The organism is Methylobacterium sp. B1, from assembly GCF_000333255.1.
In the GTDB taxonomy this organism is placed as follows: Bacteria; Pseudomonadota; Alphaproteobacteria; order Rhizobiales; family Beijerinckiaceae; genus Methylobacterium; species Methylobacterium fujisawaense.
Genome location: NZ_BACT01000983.1, coordinates 1 through 1,811, shown reverse-complemented (window position 1 = coordinate 1,811; position 1,811 = coordinate 1). Strand labels below are relative to the sequence as shown.

2 protein-coding genes and 1 pseudogene are annotated in these 1,811 nt (G+C 70.8%); 2 read left to right on the top strand and 1 reads right to left on the bottom strand.

The features are described from left to right. On the top strand, positions 1-639 hold a 639-nt coding region (locus I53_RS27365), incomplete at its 5' end, for an ATP-binding cassette domain-containing protein (protein ID WP_043356920.1). 104 nt (positions 640-743) lie between these two features. Further along, a complete protein-coding gene (locus I53_RS27360) occupies positions 744-1,223 on the top strand; it encodes a hypothetical protein (protein WP_043356918.1) in 480 nt (159 codons plus the stop codon). 101 nt (positions 1,224-1,324) lie between these two features. Here the strand turns inward: I53_RS27360 and I53_RS27355 are convergent. Further along, a pseudogene (locus I53_RS27355) lies at positions 1,325-1,811 on the bottom strand (tRNA uridine-5-carboxymethylaminomethyl(34) synthesis GTPase MnmE); the annotation flags it as partial.

Sequence of the window (1,811 nt, the reverse complement as noted above, 5' to 3'; positions counted from 1 at the left end):
AGGCGTCACAAGCGCTACGGCAGCCGCACGATCTACGAGGGCCTCGACTTCTCGGTGCGGCGCCGGGAGCGCTGGTGCGTGATGGGCATCAACGGCGCCGGCAAGTCGACGCTCCTGAAGCTCGTGACCGGCACCACCGCACCGGATGACGGCTCGGTCACGGTGGGCGGCAGCGTCAAGCTCGGCTACTTCGCCCAGCACGCCATGGACCTGCTCGACGGCGACCGCACCGTGTTCCAGACCCTGGAGGAGGCCTTCCCGCAGGCCGGACAGGGCTCGCTGCGGGCGCTGGCCGGCTGCTTCGGCTTCTCGGGGGACGATGTCGAGAAGCGCTGCCGGGTGCTCTCGGGAGGCGAGAAGGCCCGGCTGGTCATGGCGCTGATGCTCTACGATCCGCCGAACTTCCTGGTGCTCGACGAGCCGACCAACCACCTCGACATGGGCACCAAGGAGATGCTGATCGAGGCGCTGGCCAACTACGAGGGGACGATGCTGTTCGTCTCCCACGACCGGCACTTCCTGGCCGCACTCTCGAACCGGGTGCTGGAGGTGACCCCGGAGGGCATCCACCAGTATGGCGGCGGCTACACCGAATACGTGGCCCGCACCGGCCAGGAGGCGCCGGGCCTGCGGAGCTGACGGGCGCGGACGGACCCCGTCCCGGTGCGGTGCGACCGGCGCGCCGCTATCCCCCCGGGAGGCCCCACGCTAGGCTGCGCCGAAACGGCCCCGGGTGAGATGCCGTGCGACGCCTGCTGAAGTTCCTCCACACGATGGGATCCGCCGGGCTGCTGGGGGCGATGGCGTCCCTGGTGGTCATGCTGAGCCTCGCGCCCGCGCCATCCGCCCTGGCGGGATACGCGGCGATGCGGGGCGCGATGGGGGCCGTGGCCACCTGGATCTTCCTGCCCGCCCTGGCGGTGACGCTGATGTCCGGCCTGCTGGCGATGGCCCTGAACCGCGCCTTTCTGAACGCCGGCTGGGCATGGCTCAAGCTCGCCACCGGGGTCCTGATGTTCGAGGGCGGCCTGGTCTACGTGCAGGGACCGATGAAGCAGGAGGCGGAGCAGAGCGCCCGGGCGCTGGCCGGCCTCGTCGATCCCGCCGTGCTGGCCGTGTCGCTCCCCGGCGAACGCGGGACCCTCTGGGTGCTGCTGGCGGTCGCGACCGCGAATGTCGCGCTGGGGATCTGGCGGCCCCGGATCCTGCGGATCCCCCAGTAGGCGCGCCGCATCCGCCGATCATCCCGGTCCCAGCGCGGCACGACCGGCGACGAAACCGGGAAAGCCGCGCCGAATGCCGCTTTGAGTTGCCGGCTATAGAACTACTTTCCGATGCAGAAGCCGCTGAACAACCGATCGAGCACATCCTCGACGCCAACATGACCCGCGACCTCGCCCAGCGCCCGGACGGCGAGACGCAGATCCTCCGCGGCGAGCTCCGGCAATCCGCCCGTGCTTTCGAGCAGGCGGTCGAGATGGCCCACGCAGGCTTCGAGCGCCGCCCTGTGCCGGGCCCGGGTGATCAGCGCATCGCCGGTGCCGAGACCGGATTTGGCCGCAGCCTGGATGGCATCCAGCAACCGCGCCATGCCGGCGCCCGTGCGGGCCGAAACGGCCGGACCGTCCGACTCCCGTTCCGTTTCTGAGCCGGCAAACAGATCGGCCTTCGTGCGGACCGTCAGGATCGGCGTGCGGGTCGGTCCGAGCTCCGGAACCGCCCCGTCTGGGGGCACCAGGGCGATCACCAGATCGGCGCTGTCGATCCGCGCCCGCGTCCGCACGATCCCCTCCGCCTCGATCGGCTCCGCG